16 protein-coding genes are annotated in these 15,990 nt (G+C 62.7%); 10 read left to right on the forward strand and 6 right to left on the reverse strand.

Annotation, left to right across the window (positions count from 1 at the left end; translation table 11 throughout):
* Positions 1-283: 283 nt before the first annotated feature.
* Positions 284-835, reverse strand: a complete 552-nt coding sequence (locus tag ACFQ95_RS03835) for a hypothetical protein (RefSeq protein WP_422829474.1) — start codon at positions 833-835, stop codon at positions 284-286.
* A gap of 129 nt (positions 836-964) precedes the next feature.
* On the opposite strand from ACFQ95_RS03835, the gene xdhC reads away from it, so the two are divergent.
* From xdhC to ACFQ95_RS03850, 3 genes are all read left to right on the forward strand, one after another.
* Positions 965-1,786 (forward strand): xanthine dehydrogenase accessory protein XdhC, encoded by an 822-nt coding sequence (xdhC, locus tag ACFQ95_RS03840; RefSeq protein ID WP_422829475.1) that lies wholly within the window; start codon positions 965-967, stop codon positions 1,784-1,786.
* Positions 1,787-2,001: 215 nt separating this feature from the next.
* Complete coding sequence (locus ACFQ95_RS03845) at positions 2,002-3,210, forward strand: urate hydroxylase PuuD (protein WP_422829476.1); 1,209 nt, start codon at positions 2,002-2,004, stop codon at positions 3,208-3,210.
* Positions 3,211-3,301: 91 nt separating this feature from the next.
* Positions 3,302-4,840, forward strand: a complete 1,539-nt coding sequence (locus ACFQ95_RS03850; RefSeq protein ID WP_422829477.1) for a methyl-accepting chemotaxis protein — start codon at positions 3,302-3,304, stop codon at positions 4,838-4,840.
* 63 nt (positions 4,841-4,903) lie between these two features.
* Here the strand turns inward: ACFQ95_RS03850 and ACFQ95_RS03855 are convergent, their stop codons facing one another.
* Positions 4,904-6,022: a DNA alkylation repair protein gene (locus ACFQ95_RS03855; RefSeq protein WP_422829478.1), complete on the reverse strand. Its 1,119-nt coding sequence runs from the start codon at positions 6,020-6,022 to the stop codon at positions 4,904-4,906.
* A gap of 137 nt (positions 6,023-6,159) precedes the next feature.
* On the opposite strand from ACFQ95_RS03855, the gene ACFQ95_RS03860 reads away from it, so the two are divergent.
* From ACFQ95_RS03860 to ACFQ95_RS03875, 4 genes are all read left to right on the forward strand, one after another.
* Positions 6,160-6,777: a DUF1294 domain-containing protein gene (locus tag ACFQ95_RS03860; protein WP_422829479.1), complete on the forward strand. Its 618-nt coding sequence runs from the start codon at positions 6,160-6,162 to the stop codon at positions 6,775-6,777.
* Positions 6,778-6,798: 21 nt separating this feature from the next.
* Positions 6,799-7,212: a hypothetical protein gene (locus ACFQ95_RS03865; protein ID WP_422829480.1), complete on the forward strand. Its 414-nt coding sequence runs from the start codon at positions 6,799-6,801 to the stop codon at positions 7,210-7,212.
* A 10-nt stretch (positions 7,213-7,222) separates the two neighbouring features.
* The gene (locus tag ACFQ95_RS03870) at positions 7,223-7,651 is read left to right on the forward strand and encodes a GNAT family N-acetyltransferase (protein ID WP_422829481.1); all 429 of its coding nucleotides are present in this window, start codon (positions 7,223-7,225) and stop codon (positions 7,649-7,651) included.
* A gap of 138 nt (positions 7,652-7,789) precedes the next feature.
* Positions 7,790-8,695 carry a dienelactone hydrolase family protein gene (locus ACFQ95_RS03875; RefSeq protein ID WP_422829482.1) on the forward strand — a complete coding sequence of 302 codons (906 nt, stop codon included), beginning with the start codon at positions 7,790-7,792 and terminating at the stop codon, positions 8,693-8,695.
* 15 nt (positions 8,696-8,710) lie between these two features.
* Here the strand turns inward: ACFQ95_RS03875 and ACFQ95_RS03880 are convergent, their stop codons facing one another.
* Positions 8,711-9,295, reverse strand: a complete 585-nt coding sequence (locus tag ACFQ95_RS03880) for a TetR/AcrR family transcriptional regulator (RefSeq protein ID WP_422829483.1) — start codon at positions 9,293-9,295, stop codon at positions 8,711-8,713.
* An 86-nt stretch (positions 9,296-9,381) separates the two neighbouring features.
* Between ACFQ95_RS03880 and ACFQ95_RS03885 the strand changes: the two genes are divergently transcribed.
* A complete protein-coding gene (locus tag ACFQ95_RS03885) occupies positions 9,382-10,620 on the forward strand; it encodes an MFS transporter (RefSeq protein ID WP_422829484.1) in 1,239 nt (412 codons plus the stop codon).
* Positions 10,621-10,695: 75 nt separating this feature from the next.
* Here the strand turns inward: ACFQ95_RS03885 and ACFQ95_RS03890 are convergent, their stop codons facing one another.
* The 3 genes from ACFQ95_RS03890 to ACFQ95_RS03900 form a co-directional block, all read right to left on the reverse strand.
* Positions 10,696-11,460: a 3-hydroxyacyl-CoA dehydrogenase gene (locus ACFQ95_RS03890; protein WP_422829485.1), complete on the reverse strand. Its 765-nt coding sequence runs from the start codon at positions 11,458-11,460 to the stop codon at positions 10,696-10,698.
* 66 nt (positions 11,461-11,526) lie between these two features.
* Positions 11,527-12,162 carry a response regulator gene (locus ACFQ95_RS03895; RefSeq protein WP_422829486.1) on the reverse strand — a complete coding sequence of 212 codons (636 nt, stop codon included), beginning with the start codon at positions 12,160-12,162 and terminating at the stop codon, positions 11,527-11,529.
* Positions 12,159-13,529, reverse strand: coding sequence for a cache domain-containing protein (locus ACFQ95_RS03900; protein WP_422829487.1), 1,371 nt, complete (start codon positions 13,527-13,529; stop codon positions 12,159-12,161). Before ACFQ95_RS03900 ends, ACFQ95_RS03895 begins: the two co-directional genes overlap by 4 nt.
* A gap of 177 nt (positions 13,530-13,706) precedes the next feature.
* On the opposite strand from ACFQ95_RS03900, the gene ACFQ95_RS03905 reads away from it, so the two are divergent.
* A complete protein-coding gene (locus ACFQ95_RS03905; RefSeq protein ID WP_422829488.1) occupies positions 13,707-15,779 on the forward strand; it encodes a carbon starvation CstA family protein in 2,073 nt (690 codons plus the stop codon).
* Position 15,780: 1 nt separating this feature from the next.
* Positions 15,781-15,990 (forward strand): YbdD/YjiX family protein, encoded by a 210-nt coding sequence (locus ACFQ95_RS03910; RefSeq protein WP_422829489.1) that lies wholly within the window; start codon positions 15,781-15,783, stop codon positions 15,988-15,990.

Genomic DNA, 15,990 nt, shown 5'->3' on the forward strand with positions numbered 1-15,990 from the left:
AACCCCCTTGCAGGGGGCGCAACTACAGCCTGGCGAAGCCAGTTCTGTGGTGCTTTTGATTGGGGATGCCTCAGACCGTGTGGATGGCCCAGAAGGGGCGCCATTTAAGTCTGCTCTTTTGTGATGACCTAGACAGCTTGTTGAAAAACGTAGCGAGGAAGGTCAGATGCAAGGCGCCCGGAGGCTAGGCCCCGGAACGTATTTCTGTACGTGAGGATTCCGAGCACCGCCTTGCATCGATGATGGCCGCAGATGACCTCCGCAGTAGTTTTGCAGCAGCTTGTCAGAGCTGGCCTTCGGTCAGCGTGTCTAGCTGGAACTGACCGCTCTTGTCCCACAACCAGACATCGGTGTAGATCACCCGGCCCAAGCGCGCGGGCACGGGGTAGGGCGCGGCGGCGCGGGCGGTGCGTTCAATTTCTTTCACCACTTCAGGTGCGTGGCTGGGCGCGCGCGACCATTGCAGGCGTGTCACCTGGCCGCGTGCGTCCACGCTGATGTCGAGCACACCAATGGCGTACAGGTGCGCGGGCAGCTTGCCTTTGAAGATGCGGTCGGCGTTGTGTGCGTAGAGGTGGCGCGCCGCATCCTTGCGGTAGTCGCGTGGTGTGGTGGCCACCGATGGCGCGGGCGGCGGCAACGGCTGGCCGGGTGTCGTGGTGCCGCTAGGTGCCGTCGGGCTGCTGGGTGCAGCGGGTGTGACGGGGCTGACAGGGGCGGATGGGCTCGGGCCAGGGCCGCCGGTGCAGCCCGCCAAAAAGGCGGCAAGGCTGGCGCTGGCAGCCAGGGTGGCGGTACGGACCCAGGCGGGAAACTGGAATGTGGTCTTTGGCATGTCTGAAAAAGCGATGGCGTTTTGGCAGTCGTGGGGTCGGTGTATTGTGCCCGCCGCAGGCATACTGCCGACTTTAGATCGTGAACAGGCTCTTAGGGCTGGGCAGACCAGCGCATTTCGGAATCGCGTGTGCACATCACAGACTTATTTTTGACGCGCCTGGCTTCGGCGCCAGCGGTGCTTGTCAGCATTGAGTCCACCCAGGGCTCGGTGCCGCGTGCTGCGGGCACCTGGATGGCGGTGTTTGCCGATGGCCTGGTTGGCACCATTGGCGGAGGCCACCTCGAATTCAAAAGCGAGGCCATGGCCCGCGACTGGCTGCAGGCCAAACAACGCGGCGAAACCCCGCCGCCGCTGGTGGAGCGTGAACGCATGGCCCTGGGCCCTAGCCTGGGCCAATGCTGCGGCGGTGTGGTGCAACTGCACTTTGAAGCCGTGACGGCCGCCGACCTGCCTGCGCTGCACCGTCGTCTGATGCCGCACCATCACCCGGTGGCGCTGTTTGGCGGCGGCCATGTGGGCCACGCCTTGGCCCATGTCCTGGCGCCATTGCCGTTTGCGCTGACCTGGATAGACAGCCGCGACGGCATTTTTCCCGAGACCGCGCCCGGCTACGCGCGCTGCGAACATTCCGATCCCGTGCAGGCCGCCGTGCCCGCGCTGGAGCCCGGCAGCAAGGTGCTGATCATGAGCTTCAGCCACGCTGAAGACCTGGACATCGTGGCCGCCTGCCTGTTGCGCCAACGCTCGCGCGCCGACCTGCCGTTTATTGGCCTGATCGGCAGCAAGACCAAATGGGCCACTTTCCGCAGCCGGCTGCTGCAGCGCGGCTTCAGCGCCGAAGAGCTGGCGCAGGTGACCTGCCCCATAGGGGTGCCCGGCATTGCGGGCAAGGAACCCGAGGTGATCGCCGTGGCGGTGGCGGCACAGTTATTGCTCGACCGTGGATGATTCGTGGCTGATGTTCCACGGTTTTGTTGTCACTGATCGCCGCTCTTGTTTCTGTGCATAGAATCAGCCCATCAAAAAAGTCAGGCCGCAGCGGCGCAAGACTCTTAACCGGGTCTTTTGGTCGCGGCCGAATGCTGCTCACAGTGCCCGCGGTGGTGAGCAGGTTGCCCGGCGCACAAGTCCCACGAGATGTGGTGCGCCCTAAAGGTTGAGATATGGAAAGTTACTACCTCGACTGGGCCAACCTGCTGCTGCGCTGGCTTCACGTCATCACAGCCATCGCCTGGGTTGGCTCGTCGTTCTACTTCGTTTTTTTGGACAGCAGCCTGACGCCGCCCGTCGACGAAGATCTTAAAAAACAAGGTGTCAGCGGCGAGTTGTGGGCGCTGCATGGCGGTGGTTTCTACCACCCGGTCAAGTTTGCTGGTGCACCGCCCCAGTTGCCCAAACACCTGCATTGGTTCTACTGGGAAAGCTATAGCACCTGGCTCACGGGCTTCAGCCTGTTCACCGTGTCCTACCTGTGGAATGCCAGTAGCTACCTGATAGACAAGTCGCTGATGGACTGGACGCCGGGCGCGGCCATAGGGGTGGCGCTGTCGTTTTTTGTGGTGTTCTGGATGCTCTACGACACCATCTGCCAGGTGTTTGGCAAACGCAAAAACGGCGACGCCATCGTGGGCGCCCTGGTCGCTGTGCTGGTGTGTTTTGCGTCCTGGCTGGCCTGCCACTGGTTTGCCGGTCGTGCGGCCTTTCTGCTGGTGGGCGCGATGATCGCCACCACCATGAGCGCCAACGTGTTCTTCTGGATCATCCCAGGCCAGCGCACCATGGTGAAGTGTATTGAAGAGGGCAAACCGGTTGATCCCATCCACGGCCAGCGTGGCAAACAACGCAGCGTGCACAACACCTATTTCACGCTGCCGGTGTTGTTTGCCATGCTGAGCAACCACTACAGCTTCACCTACAGCCACCCGCAAAACTGGCTGGTGCTGGTGTTGATGATGTTGGCCGGTGCGGCGATTCGCCAGTTCTTCGTGATGCGCCATGGCTATAAACTCGGCCGCAATCGCCACCCCATTGCTTATGCCTTGGTCGGCGTGGCGGTGATCATCGGCACCATCGTCTGGATGCAACCCGCGCCGCAAGCGCCAGTGGTGGCCAGCGCTGCAGCGCCTGCTGCAGTAGGGTATGCCGAAGTGCAAAAAGTGCTGGAGCAGCGCTGCTACCAATGCCACGGCGCCCACCTGCAGATGAAAAACGTGCGCTTTGATTCCCCCGATCAGGTGAAGCAACACGCCACGCAAATCTACCAGCAGGCGGTGTTGACCAAGACCATGCCGCTGAACAACGCCACCGGCATCACCGATGCCGAACGCGCCTTGATCGGCCAGTGGTTCCAGGGCGGCGCGAAGACGGAATAGTCCGGGTCGTTGGCGCAGTGCCGCCTGGGCAAGCTTACGTGTAGAGTGCAGGCATCTTTGATGGTTGCCTTGCCCTCACCAGGAGCTTGCCATGCTGAACCTCTCCATCCGCCACAAGATGCTGGCCTTCAGCTTGGCCGGGCTGGCCTTTGTGCTGGTGGTCGGCGGCATAGGCTACTTCACCGCGGGCAGGCTGGCCGAGTCCACACACCACTTGAAGCTCAGCGGCGACGCGGCCAGAAGCCACATGGAAGCCGACATGATGCACGACGCCTTGCGCGGCGATGCGCTCAGCGCCATGTTGGCGGGCACGCGCAAAGAGACGGCTCAGCAAAGTGTGGTGGAAGCCGAGCTGGCCGAACACACCAAGCAGTTCCGTGCGGCGATTGAAGCCCTGAACGGCTTGCATATCAACGATGAAGTCAGCGCCGCCGTCACCAAGATCCGCCCCAAACTCGATGCCTATACCAAGTCTGCGGCAGATGTGGCGCGTTTGGCTTTTACCGACCTTCCAGCCGCCGAGGCGCAATTGCCCAGCTTCACCAAGGCCTTTGGGGCATTGGAAGACGAGATGGAGGCGCTGGGCGAACGCATCACCCAACACGCAGAAGAGTCTGAGGCGCAGAGCGTGGCCGTGGCCGCGATGGCGCGCACCACCATGTTGCTCACGGTGGCCGTGGCGGGGGTGCTGTTGCTGCTGCTCGGTATGTTCACCAGCCGCAGCATTGTGGTCCCGCTGGACCGCGCGGTGGCCATCACCAGCACGGTGGCGTCGGGCGACCTACGTTCCGACATTCGCATCAGCGGTACCGGAGAGACCGCCAGGCTTTTGGCGGCACTGCAGGCCATGAACGGCAGCCTGCTGCAACTGGTGAGCACCGTGCGCAACAGTTGCGCCAATATCGCCACTGGCTCTTCCGAGATCGCCACCGGCAGCGTAGACCTGAGCCACCGCACCGAAGAGCAGGCTAGCAGCCTGGAGGAAACGGCGGCCTCGATGGAGCAACTCACCGCCACGGTGCGGCAGAACGCTGAAACGGCGCGCCAGGCCAGCGCCATGGCGGTCAGCGCATCGAGCGCTGCGACACAGGGCGGGGCGGTGATGGAGCGTGTGATCACCACCATGCAGGACATCACCAGCAGCTCACACAAAATCGTTGACATCATCGGCGTGATCGACGGCATCGCGTTCCAGACCAACATCCTGGCACTGAACGCTGCGGTGGAGGCCGCGCGTGCGGGTGAACAGGGCCGTGGTTTTGCCGTGGTGGCGAGCGAGGTGCGCGCGCTGGCGCAACGCAGCGCCAATGCGGCACGCGAGATCAAGACCTTGATCCACGACAGTGTGGGCAAAATCGAATCGGGCACCACCCTGGTGGGTGATGCGGGTCAGTCCATGCGTGATCTGGTGGCCCAGGTGCAGCGTGTGAGTGTGTTGATCAATGAAATCAGCACCGCCAGCGGTGAGCAAACCACGGGCCTGGACCAGGTAGGCCAGGCGGTGGCCAACCTGGACCACGTCACCCAGCAAAACGCCGCGCTGGTAGAGCAGAGCAGCGCCGCCGCCGAGAGCCTGCGCCTGCAGGCGGCGGAGTTGGAACGGGTGGTGGGGCAGTTCAAACTGCCTTAGTCTTTTGCTACGCTTGTTGTAGCTGCTTGCGCTGATGTGCTAAGCGTAAGCGCCTGATTTTTCTTAAACCTGTGGCAGCAGCTCGAAGCTTCCCAGCGCCTGCGCCTGGCCGTTCAGCAGCACCTCCACGCAGTGGCTACCGGGGTAGTGTTTGCGCGTGGTCATCTCGGCCAGCGACACACGTTTGCCCAGACGCACGGTTTCATGCGGCTGCAACTCCAGCGTCTTCAGCTTGAACACCTTGGGCCGCGCCTGGCCGTTGGCCTTGATGTAGTGGATCGCAAAGTCCACCAGCACACGTTGTGGGGTGGCGGCGGTATTGGTCACGTCGAAGCTGATCTGCAGCGTCTCGCCAATCGCCGCCCGTGCTGGGCTGATGCTGGCCTGGGCCACACGTGCGCTGGCGGCCGTGCCAAAGCCCAGCACCGCCAGCGCGCCCGGTTCGGCGCGTTTTACCGCCGAGCGCAGCGCATGCTGGACTATCCATTGGCGCTCGGGCGTGGCGCCCTTGAGCCAGGCGCGTGCGGTGTGCTCCAGCACTGCTGGGTGGTCTTTGCCAATGTCGTTCAGGTTGTTGGCAACCGAGCGGCGCACGTATAACGCCGGGTCGTCCTTTAACTTGTCCAGCAGCGCGAGTACCGGTGTTGGGTCTTTTTGAAATACGCGCAGTCGGCCCGCCCAGGGCAGGCGCGGGCGGCTGCCTTCGGACACCAGGCGGCGCACATGTTCACTCGGGTCTTGCGTCCATTGCGCCAGGCGCTTGAGCGTGGCTTCAGGGTGCTGCTGCAGAAACGGCCGTATGCTGAACTCGGCCGTGAAGCGCTGTGTCAACGCGTGCTGCGCCGCCATCGACTCTTCAAAATGGCCTAACCCAAACGTCGCCACAAACTGCGTGTGGGGCAAATACAAAAACGACGCCAGCGACAGGCCGGGGGCGCGGCCATGTGGCTGGTCGGCCGAGTCCAGCAGGATCTGCACGGCTGTGGCGTAATCGGCCGGCAAGTGGCGCTGCAAGGCATTGGCAATGTGCTGGCCGCGTGGCATCAGGCCCAGGGTGTCGTAGCCCGTCAGCGCGTCTTGCTCGAAAGCCTTTGCCGGAAAACGTGGGTGAACGGCGACGATCATCCGGGCGATGGCCTTGGGAACGTCGTGACCGTATTGGTCTTTGAGGGCGGTGGCCATGGTGTTGCAAAGAGGGCGATCTCTCGCGCTAAAAAATTCTAAGCCTCTATCATGCACACGGTGCAGCTTGGGACCGTAAGAACATTCTGATCGCCCCATGTCTTTTAAAGATTTACCCCCTTAGAACCACCCATTTCATGCGCTTTGAAGGCACGCTCAAAACCTGGCACGACGATCGAGGTTTCGGTTTCATCGAACCGACTCAGGGCGGACAGGAAATCTTCGTCCACATCAAGGCGTTTGATCTGCGTGGGGCACGTCCGCAAGAGCAGCAGCGGGTATGGTTTGAAGTAGAGCTGGGGCCACAAGGCAAAAAGCGCGCAAAAAACGTGGCCTTGGTGCGCCAGGTGGTGGCTAGAAAGAGCACGCGCCCTGCATCGCCCGCGCAGTGGGGAACCGCCACGTTATTTGCAATTCCGGCTTTTGTGTTGTTGGTGCTGGTGCTTGGGTTTTGGTGGCGTGTGCCGCCAATCTTGTTCGCGCTGTACGGCGTGGCCAGCATCATGACGTTTTTGGCGTATGCGCTAGACAAGTCTGCTGCCCAGCGTGGCGCACGACGCACGCCAGAGAGCAACCTGCATCTATTGGCTTTGGCCGGCGGCTGGCCCGGGGCCTTGCTGGCTCAGCAGCTGCTGCGCCACAAGTCGAGCAAAGCGGAGTTTCGCTCGACGTTTTGGACGACGGTCATGCTCAACGCCGCAGCGTTTGTCTGGCTTTGCTCGCCTTACGGAAAAGTCTTGCTGGCCAAGCTTTAGTCTTTCTTCATTGGAGCCTCTATGAGCATCATTGTTGACACCTTGTTGAGCGTGGGCAAAGCGCTGTTTGGCCTGCGCACCGAGTTGGCCAAGGCGCGTAAAGACCGCAAGAAGGAGGTCGCGGATTTCATAGACTCACTGGCGCAGATCATCGACGAGACCGCCGCCTCATTGCGCCGCGACGAATACCCCGGCGGCCAGTGCGCCGAACTGTTTGCCCACGCGCAGCAGTTGGAGGCGGCGATTGGTGATTTGATCGGTGCGAGCAAAGCGCAGGAGCTCGCCACGCAGCTAGAGGAAGTCCGCGAGATCGAACGCCTTTACGGCGAACTGCAGGGCGACCTGCCAGCCGAACGTGGCCGCAAGTTGTTGGTGCTGGACGAGGCTGCAGGCCAGTTCCGCGCAGCGGCTGCTTTTGTGCGTGTCAGCCCCTAGAGATCCACCCATGACCGAATACGAAATCACTTCCGACAAGACCCGGCTCGATGTGGGCGCCATCCATGCGTTCTTGAGCCAGACCTATTGGTCGCCGGGCATTCCCTTGGCCACCGTGCAGAAGGCCATCGACCACTCGTTGACCTTTGGCGTTTATCTGGGCGCAGAGCAAGTTGGTTTTGCGCGTGTGATCACCGATAAAACGACGTTTGCCTATCTGGCCGATGTCTACATTCTGGAGGCGCACCGTGGCAAGGGTTTGGCAAAACGCTTGGTGGCCAGCATCCAAGCGCATGCAGAGCTGCAAGGCTTGCGGCGCTTCTTGCTGGCGACCAAAGATGCCCATGGCTTGTATGAGCAGTTTGGCTTCAAGCCGCTGCTCAACCCCACACGCATGATGGAAGTGTTGAACCCCAACGCATACATACCAACGCGGTAAAAAGCTTTTTGTCCTTACATCCGTTAAGCCAATTGCGCCAACGGCGGCGCTGTGGATGAGCTATGCGAAGATGTTTTGGTTTGCCGTTTCATCATCCGTTTCGCTAACTGTTCAACCGCTACTTGACTGGAAATTGCCATGCTTCGTGAAGACCTCAAGGCCGAATTTGATTCTCTGCGCCCCGGCGCCACCACCGAGGCCGGCTCCAGCCGCCGCACCGCCATCAAGCTCGCACTGGGTGTGGGTTATGCCGCATCGGTGATGCCCATTCAAGCGCAAACGGCGATCAAGACCTCGGCCGACGGCCTGCGCGCGGGCGCCACCACCATCGAGGTCAATGGCTTCAAGGTTCCGGTCTACACGGCAGCTCCCGCTGGCAAAACCGGCTTGCCCGTGGTGCTGGTGATACAGGAGATTTTTGGTGTGCATGAATACATCGCCGACACCGCGCGCCGCTTCGCCAAGGCCGGTTACCTGGCGATTGCGCCCGACCTTTTTGCGCGCCAGGGCGACGCCACCAAATACACCGACATCCCCAAGCTGATGGCCGAGATCGTCTCCAAGGTGCCCGATGCCCAGGTGATTGGCGACCTGGACGCCTGCGTCAAGTGGGCAGCGGCCAACGGCGGAGATACCAACAAAGTGGCCATCACCGGCTTCTGCTGGGGCGGCCGCATCACCTGGCTGTATGCGGCACAGGCCAACGTCAAAGCCGGTGTGGCCTGGTATGGCCGGCTGGTGGGCGCACCCAGCGAACTGACACCCAAGCACCCGGTGGACATTGCCGCCAGCCTGAAGGCGCCGGTGCTGGGTTTGTATGGTTTCAAGGACACCGGCATTACGCAGGAGTCCGTGGCGCAAATGCGTGCTGCCTTGGCCGCTGCCAGCGCCACCAACCCGAATGCCAAAGCCTCGGAGATTGTGGTGTTCCGCGACGCTGGCCACGCCTTCCATGCCGATTACCGGCCAAGCTACGTCAAGGAAGTGGCGGATGACGGCTGGCAACGTGCGCTCGATTGGTTCAAGAAAAACGGCGTCGCCTAATAGCCTGCGGGCAGGCTAAACCACGGCCTTTTCCTGCGCGCCCTTCATGCATGCGTCCACCAGCGCATGTACATGGGCGTGGCTGGTTTGAAAGGGGCCAAATAGCGTGCGGTAGATGATGGGGGCAACCACGCCGTCCATCACCGCGTCCACCTCGGGCACGGCCTGGCCGCGCGCCACACCGCGTTCCAGAATCACGGCAATCTGGCTTGCCGTGTAGGCCGCGCATTGGCAGGGCACGGGCATCTCGGCCTGGCTGCTGCCGGCCAGCACATCGCGCAGCATGGCCTTGCCAATTTCGGAACTCATCTCGTCTAGATACTGTTCCGACCAGGCCACCAGGTCGCCCAGAACCGTGCCGGTGTCTGCCGGCTCGGTGTCGGCGCGCATGCGGTCGAGTGCCACGTCGGCCAGCAACTCGGCAAGGTCGCCCCAGCGCCGGTAGATGGTGGAAGGGGTGACGCCGGCGCGCGCGGCGATCAGCGGCACCGTCAGCGCCGCACGGCCTATTTCCTGGGTCAGTTCGCGGCTGGCTTGGTGCACGGCGGCTTGCACGCGGGCACTTCTGCCACCGGGGCGAGGGACGGTTTTGGGGCTCATTTTGCGATGTTAAAGCAAAAAAAATGCTTTAGTGGTGTAATCGACTAAAGCAAAAAATTTGCTTTTAATGTCGACTGGACCCTTTGATGACCACCACCACGCCCGCTGCCCCATCACCCGCCGCCACGCACTCTAGGCGGCTGCCGCCATCCCTGGCGCTGTGTCTGCTGGCGTCCATCATGGTCGGCTTTCTCGCCGCGTCGAGTGCGCCATCACCGCTGTACGCCGTGTACCGCGAGGCCTGGGGTTTTTCGGCCCTGATGCTCACGCTGGTGTTTGGCTGTTACGCCTTTGCGCTGCTGGCCTCTTTGCTGGTGCTGGGCACCTTGTCGGACTACCGCGGCCGGCGCGAAGTGGTGCTGTTGGCGCTGGTGCTGGAGATCGCCTCGACGTTTTTGTTTTTGTACGCCGGCTCCGTGGCCTGGCTGTTTGCTGCGCGGCTGTTGCAGGGCCTGGCCACCGGCATCGCCACCAGTGTGTTGAGCGCCGCCCTGATTGACCTGGACCGCGAACGTGGCGCCTTGGTGAACACCGTGGCGCCCATGGTGGGCATGGCCTTGGGGGCACTGGGCACGAGTGTGCTGGTGCAGTTTGCGCCTGCGCCCACCACGCTGGTGTTTGAGTTGCTGCTGGTGTTGTTTGCGCTGCAGACCGTGGCCGCTTTCTTTTTGCCCGAGACAGTGCTGCGCCGCCCCGGTGCCTGGCGCTCGTTGCGCCCGCGCATCGCCATTCCGGCGCAGGCGCGGCAGACCTTGTGGCAGTTGCTGCCCATGAATACGGCCCTGTGGGCCTTGGGCGGTTTTTACCTTTCGTTAGGCCCCAGCCTGGCACGTATCGTCACCAACCACCACGCGCCCGTGGTGGGCGGCGCCATTATTGCGTCGCTGGTGCTGCCGGCGGCGGTGGCCATTCTGTTGGTGCGCAGTCGCGCGCCGCGCCCCACGGTGGTGGGCAGCACGGTGGCCTTGATCCTGGGCTTGGCATTCACCCTGGCGGGTGTTGCCTGGCATTCGAGCGCCGTTTTCTTCTTCGGCACCATGGTCGCGGGTGTCGGTTTTGGGGCCGGGTTCAACGGCGAGCTGCGCAGCCTGGTGACGCTGGCCACGGCGGCCGAGCGTGGCGGCTTGATGGCCGGCTTTTTTGTCTTGAGTTATCTGGCCTTCAGCCTGCCCGCGATTGCGGCGGGGCTGGCCGTGGGCTACTTTGGCCTGCATGCTTCGGCCCTGGGTTTTGGGCTGAGCCTGATCACGCTGGCGTTGATCGCCTTGGTATTGATGCTGCGCGCAGACCGGCGGCTGGCCGCACAGGGTATTGCAGACTCTTGAGTTAAGTGGGCCGCTGGCGCAGGCGGTGATTGCGCAAGGTGTTATCGGCTTGCTAGCACCTTGCGCCGTGTTGGATCAGCGGGGTGCCAGGCGAATCGCGCCGTCCAGCCGTATCACTTCGCCATTGAGCATGTCGTTCTCGATGATGTGTTTGACCAGCTTGGCGTAGTCGGTCGGTGTGCCCAGGCGCGAAGGGAAGGGCACACCCGCAGCCAGTGCGTCTTGCACTTCTTGTGGCATGCCAAACAACATGGGGGTGCCGAAGATGCCGGGGGCGATGGTCATGTTGCGGATGCCGGAGCGCGCCAGATCGCGCGCGATGGGCAGGGTCATGCCAACGATGCCGCCCTTGGAGGCGCTGTAGGCGGCCTGGCCGATCTGGCCGTCGTAAGCCGCCACAGATGCGGTAGAGATCAATACACCGCGCTCACCCGTGGCTTCGGGTTCGTTCTTTTCCATGGCTTCTGCGGCCAGGCGGATCATGTTGAAGCTGCCCACCAGGTTGACGGTGATGGTTTTGCTGAACACACCCAGGGCGTGTGCGCCTTTTTTGCCCACGGTTTTTTCAGCCGGGGCAATGCCTGCGCAATTCACCAGGCCCATGAGTTTGCCCAGCGATTGGGCCTTGGCCACCACGGTCTGGCCGTCGGCCTCCTGGCTCACGTCGCAGCGCACAAAGCTGCTGGCGCCGCCGAGTTCGCGGGCCACGGCCTGGCCCTTGTCGGCCTGCATGTCGGCCACCACCACGGTGGCACCGTTGGCTGCCAGCATACGTGCCGTGCCTTCACCCAGGCCCGATGCGCCGCCGGTGACGATGAAAACTTTTCCTGCGATGTCCATGTTTGCTCCTTGGCTTTTCTAGTTGACGTTAACGTAAACGTCAATTATGTCTCAAGAGTGTGTGTTCTATTTTTTGCTGGCGTTGTGTTCCAGCGCAAAACGCAGCAGGGCGGCGCTGCTGTCTAGGCCAAAACGCTGGCGGATGTTGGCGCGGTGTGCGTCCACGGTGCGTGGGTCTGTACCCAGCACGCGGCCAATCTCTTTGCTGGTCAGGCCTTGGGCCACCAGCGCCAACACCTCGGCTTCACGCGTGGTGAGTGTGGGTTGCAACTGGCGCCGGTCAAGTGCGCGCTTCAAGCCAGCAGGGTAGTGGGTGGCGCCGCGCATCACGGCTTCAATCGCCTGCACCAACTCTGCGGCTTCAGACTCTTTCACCACAAAGCCCTGTGCGCCCACATCAAAGGCTTGCAGCATGTGTTCTTCCTGTGTGGACGCCGTGAACACCACGTAGCGGATCTGCGGCTGGCGCTGGCTCAACTGGCGTATCAGCTCTATGCCGCTGGTGGGCTTCATCTGCAGGTCGGTGAGCACGATGTCGGGCTGGGTTTGCTCGGCGCGGTCCAGCGCTTCTTCGGCGTTGCGCGCTTCGGCCACGACTTCTATGGGCAGGCCAAAGGCCGCCAGCAGGCTGATCAGGCTGTGCCGCATGACCGGGTGGTCGTCAACGATCAGCAGGCGTATGGGGGGTGAAGATGTGGTCACTTGAGTGCCGAAGGCGGTAGCCAGACGGTGAGTTGGGTGGAGCCGGGGGCGGACTCGATCTGGAAGCGCCCGCCCAGCATTTCGATGCGTTCACGCATATTGGTCAGGCCCAGGCCGGCGCGCACCTCGCGCAGCGTGGCGTCGACGTCGAAGCCCCGGCCGTCGTCGCCCAGCAGCAGGGTCAGGCCGGTCTCGCCATGCCGCAGCTGCAGCCACACATGTTGTGCGCCGGCGTGTTTTTCGACATTGGCCAAGGCTTCCTGTGCCACGCGGAACATGGCCGTGGCCACGGCTTCGGGCATGGGCGGCAAGTCATCTACCTGGGTCTTGACCGCCGCGCCGGTGCGTGCACCGAACTCATCGGCGGTTTGCACCAGCGCGCTGGCCAGGCCCAGATCGTCCAGCAGGGTGGGGCGCAGGTTGTGCGAGATACGCCGCACGTCGCGCATGGCGCCTTGCACCAGGCCAATGCCGTGTTTCAGGGTCTGGGCGGCCTCGGGTTTGCCGCGCTCGATTTGCAGCAGCGCCGACTCACAGACAAACTTCACCGACAGCAGCAGTTGGCTGATGCCATCGTGCAACTCGCGCGCCACGCGTGAACGTTCGTCTTCCTGTGAATGCACCACCTTTTGTGCCATGGCGCGCAGCTTGCTGTCGGCGGCGCGCTGCTCATAAATGTTCAGCGCCAGGCCACCGGCCGCGACCAGCAACAACGCGGCCGAGGCGATGAACAGGATCTGGTTGCGCGTTTTCTGCACCGCCACGCCGGTGGACTGGGTGATCAGTACCTGGGCTTCCTGCAGATGGTCCAGGTACAGGCCGGTGCCTATCACCCAGCCCCACTCGGGCACCAGCTCCACATAGCCGAGCTTGCGTTCTTCACGCCCGGTAGATGGGCGGTTCCACATGTAGTCGACAAAACCGCCACCCGCCTGTGCCTGGTGGATGAGTTGCTGGATCATGGGCGCGCCGGTGCTGTCGCGCAGCTCCCACTGGCTGCGGCCTTCGAGCTCGGCCAGGCGTGGGTGCATCAGGCTATTGCCCTGCAGGTCGTAGACGAAGAAGTAATTGTCGTTGCCGAAGTCCATGCGCCGCAGCAGCTCCAGCGCCTCGCGCCGCGCCGCCGGGTCGGGGCCGGCCTTTTCGCTTGGGCGGCTGTTTTCATACAAGTGCAGCAGAGCGCGCCGCCCCACCTGCACGAAGTGCTGCAGCTCGTCCTTGCGCGCCTGCAGCAGTATGGGCTGCATGGCCGCCATCTGCGCCTCGGCGAGTTGGTCCGACTGCTGGCGCACCACCCACACCACCGCCACGATGGCCAGCACCAGCGGCATCACCGCCAGCAGCAACACCATAGACCGTAGACGCAATCTCAACCCTTGTTCACCCATGGGACGATTTTCTCACCTCCAAAAGAGGCCTAGGGAAAACCATTACGCAATCACACAGGGGTGGCCCCTGCATGCACACAGATGCGGCCCGACTCGGCGGCTTCGACACTGGCTGGCGGCAAGTTCCGCAGCTTCAGCTCCAAAAACGAAGAGACCATGCAAACCACACTCACCCAAAAACTCACCCGCCACGGCGTGTGGGCGCTGGTCGCCCTCACCGGCGCCGGTGCCCTGGCCACCATCGCTCTGCACCGCGGCGAAACCGTCAACGCCTTGTGGATCGTGGTCGCGGCCCTGGCGGTCTACCTGATCGCCTACCGCTACTACAGCCTGTTCATTGCCGACAAGGTGGTCTCGCTGAACCCCGCACGCGCCACACCGGCAACGCGGCACAACGATGGCCTGGACTATGTGCCGACCAACAAATACGTGCTGTTCGGCCACCACTTCGCGGCGATTGCCGGTGCGGGCCCGCTGGTCGGCCCGGTGCTGGCGGCGCAGATGGGTTATCTGCCGGGCATGTTGTGGATCCTGGCGGGTGTGGTGTTTGCGGGTGCGGTGCAGGACTTCTTGATCCTGTTCATCTCGACGCGGCGCGATGGCCGTTCGCTGGGCGACCTGATCAAGTCCGAGCTGGGGCCCATCCCCGGCGTGATTGCCTTGTTTGGCACCTTCATGATCATGGTGATCATCCTGGCGGTGCTGGCGCTGATCGTCGTCAAGGCCTTGGCCGACAGCCCTTGGGGCACGTTCACCGTGGGCGCCACCATTCCGCTGGCGCTGTTCATGGGCATCTACACGCGTTACATCCGGCCCGGCAAGATTGGCGAGGTGTCGGTCATAGGTCTGGTGCTGTTGATCGCTTCCATCGTCGTGGGCGGCCAGGTGGCGGCCAGCGAAACCTGGGCGCCGCTGTTCACGTTTGACGGCAAACAACTCACCTGGATGTTGATTGGCTACGGCTTCATCGCCTCGGTGCTGCCGGTGTGGCTGCTGCTGGCGCCGCGCGATTATTTGTCGACCTTTCTGAAGATAGGCGCCATCCTGGCGCTGGCCATAGGCATTGTGTTTATTGCGCCCGATTTGAAGATGCCGGCCATCACGCGTTTTGTCGATGGCAGCGGGCCGGTGTGGTCGGGCAGCTTGTTCCCGTTCCTGTTCATCACCATTGCGTGTGGCGCGGTGTCGGGCTTTCATGCCTTGATCTCCTCGGGCACCACACCCAAGCTGCTGGAAAACGAAACCCATGCGCGTTTCATCGGTTATGGCGCCATGCTGGTGGAGTCGTTTGTCGCCATCATGGCGCTGGTGGCCGCATCCATCATTGAGCCCGGTGTTTACTTCGCCATGAACAGCCCGGCCGCCGTGCTGGGCAGCACGGCCGAAAGCGCCGCGCAAGTGATCTCGCAATGGGGCTTTGTGGTCACGCCGGACATGTTGATCCAGACCGCCAAGGACGTGGGTGAAACCAGCATCATCTCGCGTGCCGGTGGTGCTCCTACGCTGGCCGTGGGCATGGCGCAAATCTTCTCGCACATGCTGGGCGGCAAGGCCATGATGGGCTTCTGGTACCACTTCGCCATTCTGTTTGAAGCGCTGTTCATCCTGACCGCCGTGGACGCGGGCACACGCGCCGGCCGCTTCATGCTGCAGGACTTGCTGGGCACCTTTGTGTCATCACTGAAGAAGACGGATTCGTGGGTCAGCAACGGCCTGGCCACCGGCCTGTGTGTCGCGGCCTGGGGCTACTTCCTGTACCAGGGTGTGGTGGATCCGCTGGGCGGCATCAACACACTGTGGCCGTTGTTTGGCATCTCCAACCAGATGCTGGCCAGCGTGGCCCTGGTGCTGGGCACGGTGGTGTTGTTCAAGATGAAGCGCGAGCGTTTTGCCTGGGTCACGCTGCTGCCCACGCTGTGGCTGCTGGCCTGCACCATGACGGCCGGTTGGTTAAAGGTGTTTGATGCCAGCCCCAAGGTCGGCTTCCTGGCGCACGCGGACAGATACCAGCTGGCGTTGGCGCAGGGCCAGTTGCTGGCCCCGGCCAAGTCGCTGGACCAGATGCAGCGCATCATCTTCAACGACTATCTGGACGCCGGCCTGTGTCTGTTCTTCATGTTTGTGGTGGTCAGCATCGTGGCCTTCGGCATCCGTGCCTGCCTGGTGGCGCGACGCAGCAGCGCGCCTACCGTGCAGGAGTCTTCTGGCCCATTGCCAACGGCTGTCTGACATGCTGGAGCAACTCACCACCATGGGCCGCTACCTCGGCCAGACCGCGCTGCTGATGGTCGGTATGCCGAACTACGACAGTTACGCTGCCCACCAGCGTAGCCAGCACCCGGATGCGCCGGTGATGAGCTACGAAGAGTTTTTCCGCGAGCGCCAGGAAGCGCGCTACGGTGGTGGCGGCAAAGGTGGGCGGGTAGGGCGCTGCTGCTGA

Origin of the sequence: Variovorax sp. HJSM1_2 (genome assembly GCF_049316285.1) — a bacterium.
Classification (GTDB): Bacteria; Pseudomonadota; Gammaproteobacteria; order Burkholderiales; family Burkholderiaceae_C; genus Rhodoferax_B.